Origin of the sequence: Phaeobacter sp. (assembly GCF_022825805.1) — a bacterium.
GTDB lineage: Bacteria > Pseudomonadota > Alphaproteobacteria > Rhodobacterales > Rhodobacteraceae > Phaeobacter.
Map to the genome: position 1 here is coordinate 1 of NZ_JAJDWC010000163.1, position 4,670 is coordinate 4,670.

Here is a 4,670-nt window from a genome sequence, read left to right on the forward strand (position 1 = left end):
ATCCTCTCAGCCAAGCACACGCAAGGCTTTTCAGCCCTGCGATATTTGAGGTCTCCGGGCTGCTAAGCCTTGCTACCGTCGGCGCTCTTGGTGACACTTCTGCTTTGCAGAACCAGTGACATTTCTACTTGGTTGCAACAATTTCGATCTTATGAAATCATATCTGCGTAGACTAAAACGCCCGGAACCAATACCGTCCGCTCAATCGACCGCAGGGCTAGCAGTCCCGTTAAGTCAGCCCTGCAAGCCGACGCGCTTCACGCAACGCAGCACTCCAATCAGGTCCGTGGACAGAAGCAATACGGCCACCTTGCGAGACAAAGAAGATCGGCGGATAGACCCGTTCCAGCTGCGGTGCGGCAAGGCGTAGGATCGGATCACGATCACCGTAGACACCAATTTTAGGCACGTCGCGCGTGCGCGTGATCACGTTTTCTTCGACGATAACCCCATTGGCTCTGCCCTCGGCCTGCACATCGGCCAGATGGTTGCGTTTGAACGCCATGCAGGGCGGGCAGTCTTCCGCGCCATAAAAATGGAAAGTCACCTGATCTGCGGCGCGTACGGTACCCGCGAGCAGCACCGTCGCGGCGGCACCAAGCATCAGCTCTCTGCGTTTCATTCTTATCTCCTTTGAAAAGATCCGAAGCGGGGCTTATCCCGCTCCGGAAAACATGGTGAGCCCTTGATCGGCCGCGAGAACCTAGACGGTGTAACGGTATTCGTCAGGAACCCATGCATAGGCATCACCACTGCGCGCGACATGCCCAAAGGACGGGAATGGACAGTGCGGCGAAGCGACCAACAGTTTATCATGCGCAGCCATATCCAGCAGCTTGGCGCGGGTCTTCTTACCCGTTTCGCCATCTACGTCGAACACCAACCCGGCCTCTGGATGCTGAAACTGCACGGCAGCCACGCCGCAAGCGTCGCCCCAGATCAGCAGTTCTTCCCCGCCGAAGCCAAAATGATAGCCGGTTTGACCTGGCGTATGACCGTGCAACTCCATCGCGGTAACCCCCGTTATCAACTCCGGCGCTCCCGAGAAGATGTTGAGCCGCCCGTCATATGCTGCTTTTACATCCAGCGCTGCCTGATACCAGGATTTGGCAAAATCAGGCGCGGCAGCGAGGTTGCTCTCTGACGCCCAAAATTCGATTTCCTTTTGCGCGACGTGCACTTGTGCGTTGGCAAATGTGGCCTTCCCGTCGGCAGTGATCAACGCACCGATATGGTCGGGATGCATATGCGTGATGAGGATATCGTCAATCTGATCTGCGGTGTGCCCTGCAGCGGCGAGCATCTCAAGGAATTTACCAGCCGTTGGCCCGAACAGATCGGCCGAGCCACTGTCGACCAGGATTAGACGGTCGCCAGTGTTCACCAGGTAGGACGTGATGCCGATGCGGATATTGCCGTTGTCGGGCAGGAAGCTGTTTGCGATGGCCTGCTTCACATTTGCTTCGTCAATGCCAACCCAAAGGTTATGGGCGATATCCAGATAGCCGTCGAGGAGCGCAGTAACCTCGGCATTGCCGACCTTTCGACGATAGAAGCCAGGAGCCTGAGCGCCGACCAACGGCGCAGCAGCCCGCGCCTGTGTCGGAACCAGCGGTGCAGCGATCGCTGCAGAGGCGGCAACAGCGGCACCGGTGAGGGCCTGTCGGCGTGAAATGAGTGTCATATGAGGGGTCTCCACAGTTCAGGTTGATGGGTTTGAGGGGGTATCGAGATCAGTCGGGCAACAACCCGGTGACAATGGGCACCAGCGCCCGTCCCAATTTCTGTTGTCCGGCAGCGGTCAGATGAACGCCGTCTGCCCCGTCGGCGCGAACCACCGAACCGGCGTGAAAGACGGGAATGCTGGTCTGCTGGGAAAGACGAGCATAGGCTTCGGCAAGCGCTTCGGAGGCGGGCTGGGCCTAGCCAAAGAGACCTGCCAAAGCGCCGCGTTCCGGTTGGGTCAAAGGCGGTGGCGTGACAACCAGCACTTGGCCGACACCCCCAGCCTTCAGGATGCGCGCCAAGGAAAAAGCAGACCTCGCGACAGTGTCGGCATCACGCCCCTGACCTGCTTGCAAATCATTGGTGCCCAGCATCATCACTACCAGATCCAGCGGCAGATGTTGAGCCACCAGATCGGGCAACGGTGCGGTCACTGCACGCCCAATATTATCCAGGGGCTGCCCCGCGCCCAGATCTGTGCGCCGACCGATGCGGCCGTCCTCCATCACCACGGCATGCGCGATAGCCGCATCAAGCACCCGAGCCCAACGCACTGTATCACCATGGCGCGGCCCAGACGCATTGGATCCCCAGGTGTTGCTGTCTCCCAGTGCGAGAACGCGAAACTCCGCCCAGCCTGGCAAGGGGGCTGCGCACAGCATCACAACACAGAAAAAGACAGCGCGGATCACCGAAGGATTCCTTTTGTTTTCATCACGGTGATCAACCTAGCCCCTGTCCTGGTCACACCGAACAGGGCACATTTTTGTAACCATGGGCGTTCTGGTCACGTTCGAGTGAGAATGCTGTTACTGAACGAAAACGGGGGCTGGTCCTTGGGTACCAACCTTCAGCCGGAGCGGATTATCGGGCCCCGCCACATGGCGGATGGACACTTTCGAGAAAGAACTCAGATCCTAGCGGTGATTTCCGGGTGTGAGACAAATCTGAAGATCTTTGATCAAACGGGACCGCAAGAGACACCGCCGAATGCCACTGTTGTTTGGGTTGTAGATGACTGTTACTCAGGCTGCGCTGTTATATGCGGCGCTTCTTTGCCATGCCTGACAAAATGCTGGCATTACAAAAGCGCGATGATGATGACTAATCCCCGAGGCCAGCAATCCATCGGGAAATGGGTTTGGCAAAATCAGTTGTTTCCGGTTGCCAGCCGAGGGCAGACCTGAGTTTCCGCGCTGACATTTGCTGATCAAGGGTTGGACCTTTCGCCCAATCACCGTTCTCCGCAATGGCATCATCCAAACTGCGAATTATGGGCTCTTCAGGAGAGCCGAAGGCTTCACTGATGACCGTCGTGATCCGGCTTACTGTGACACCTTCCTCCGCAACTACGTTGAAGTGCCCCACCAGATCAGACCTTTCAACAAGATCACAATAAGCGCGGGCCAAATCAGCGCTTTCGATCAGGGGCCACCGTGTTGCGGCACTCCCCCAGATCTCGGGTCTCTGACCCACCTTTGCCGCAGCCACAAACCGGTGGAAAACGCCACCATCCTGCATGTCATAGACCATCGCTGGATGAATCACCGCAGTACGCAGATTGACCGCACTAAGGAGCATTTGCGCATGGTTGACCATCCAAGAAAACGCAGGCAGCGGGTCAAAGGGCCGTTCTTCCACAGCTATTTCATCACCTGTTTCACCGTAGAGCCAGCATCCACCGGTGTAGATCAGCCCCATCGGTTCAGTCCGAGTTTGCGACGCCTCAATCAACGCGTTCATTGCTTTGGCGTCCACATCCCCCATATCGTCACCAAACGTCGCGGCGACCTGAACAACCGCGTCAGAGGTAGAAGCTACATCGGCCCAGGGTTCCGGTTCCGTCATGTCGCCTCTGCACGGTACCGCACCAGCGACGCGGAGGCTTTTGTCGGATTTTTCTGAACGGCTCAAAGCCACGACTTGGTGGTTCCGGCGCACAAGTTCCGCGACAATCGCAGTCCCAATCGTTCCCGTTCCACCCAAGATGAATACCCGCACCACTCGTCCTCCAGTTTTGAGCAAATCAACCAGCTACAACCTTAACCTAGGTTGAGATCAAGCCAAAAAAGGGACAACAAAAACGGAAGTCTGGGTCGACAGAATTGTTGTTCCAAGAAACCGGTGCCAACAGGCAATCCTAATCCCACAGACGGACAGCTTGGTAGACAGTGCCCACTGTTGGCCGCCAATCACCCTATCACGAAACTGAGAGGGGGCTTGGTCCGCACAGGCCGACCACATAAACTCGCGTAACTTGCTAGCCCATGCAATAGGCCGCTATATGACCCGACATGAAGAATTCCAGATCGGCAACGTCTTCGCCGAAAGCTGCCCGTCGCGTCTATTTTTATCGCGCATTTCGAACAAATGGGCGTTGCTCACTGTTGATGTACTGGGCGACGGAGCGCTTCGCGCGACCGAACTGCGCAAGCGATTGGAAGGCATTTCAAAGAAAGTGATGAGCGACGTTCTGGGCGACCTGCAAGATCTGGGCCTCGTCGAACGCACCGAATACCGCAGGTTTCCGCCACATGTGGAATACGGCCTAACCCCCAAAGGTTATTCTTTGCGAACGGTGGTGGCACAGCTTGATCGCTGGGTAGAACACAACTACGGCTGACCGCGGCCAAATGCATATGCGCCGCAATCCGGGTGGTGCCTTGATGAAGGCCGCCATCAACCAGCGCCTCGCTGGGGGCATGCATTGTTGAAAAACAGGGAAAAATCAAAATACTCTCGGCACCTGACATCCGGTTGATGCCCCGATTGACCACACCTGTGTTTCCCTGACGTGCCCTTATCCTCCCAAGTTCGACACTTCAGAACTATATTTGAGGTGCTTGTTTTTGGCGGGTGGTTTTATTTCAATGGGTTAGGGTTGATTAGTGGGTCTAATCCCCCAACTTTTGTCGTCACACGTATTGTTCGTATTCATCATTGCT

5 protein-coding genes are annotated in these 4,670 nt (G+C 56.3%); 1 reads left to right on the plus strand and 4 read right to left on the minus strand.

The window, feature by feature from the left end; translation table 11 throughout:
- Nucleotides 1-229: 229 nt before the first annotated feature.
- The 4 genes from Q0C28_RS17690 to Q0C28_RS17705 form a co-directional block, all read right to left on the minus strand.
- Complete coding sequence (locus Q0C28_RS17690; RefSeq protein ID WP_293577788.1) at nucleotides 230-622, minus strand: thioredoxin family protein; 393 nt, start codon at nucleotides 620-622, stop codon at nucleotides 230-232.
- Nucleotides 623-703: 81 nt separating this feature from the next.
- Nucleotides 704-1,684: an MBL fold metallo-hydrolase gene (locus tag Q0C28_RS17695; RefSeq protein ID WP_293577789.1), complete on the minus strand. Its 981-nt coding sequence runs from the start codon at nucleotides 1,682-1,684 to the stop codon at nucleotides 704-706.
- Nucleotides 1,685-1,922: 238 nt separating this feature from the next.
- Nucleotides 1,923-2,417: a GDSL-type esterase/lipase family protein gene (locus Q0C28_RS17700; protein WP_293577790.1), complete on the minus strand. Its 495-nt coding sequence runs from the start codon at nucleotides 2,415-2,417 to the stop codon at nucleotides 1,923-1,925.
- 412 nt (nucleotides 2,418-2,829) lie between these two features.
- Nucleotides 2,830-3,729, minus strand: a complete 900-nt coding sequence (locus Q0C28_RS17705) for an NAD-dependent epimerase/dehydratase family protein (protein WP_366934251.1) — start codon at nucleotides 3,727-3,729, stop codon at nucleotides 2,830-2,832.
- Nucleotides 3,730-4,009: 280 nt separating this feature from the next.
- Between Q0C28_RS17705 and Q0C28_RS17710 the strand changes: the two genes are divergently transcribed.
- Nucleotides 4,010-4,348, plus strand: a complete 339-nt coding sequence (locus Q0C28_RS17710; RefSeq protein ID WP_293577792.1) for a helix-turn-helix domain-containing protein — start codon at nucleotides 4,010-4,012, stop codon at nucleotides 4,346-4,348.
- Nucleotides 4,349-4,670 lie beyond the last annotated feature (322 nt).

Coding starts and splice junctions, on each gene's coding strand:
- Q0C28_RS17695 (WP_293577789.1), bottom strand. CDS start 1,684: ATGACACTCATTTCACGCCGACAGGCCCTCACCGGTGCCGCTGTTGCC.
- Q0C28_RS17710 (WP_293577792.1), top strand. CDS start 4,010: ATGACCCGACATGAAGAATTCCAGATCGGCAACGTCTTCGCCGAAAGC.
- Q0C28_RS17690 (WP_293577788.1), bottom strand. CDS start 622: ATGAAACGCAGAGAGCTGATGCTTGGTGCCGCCGCGACGGTGCTGCTC.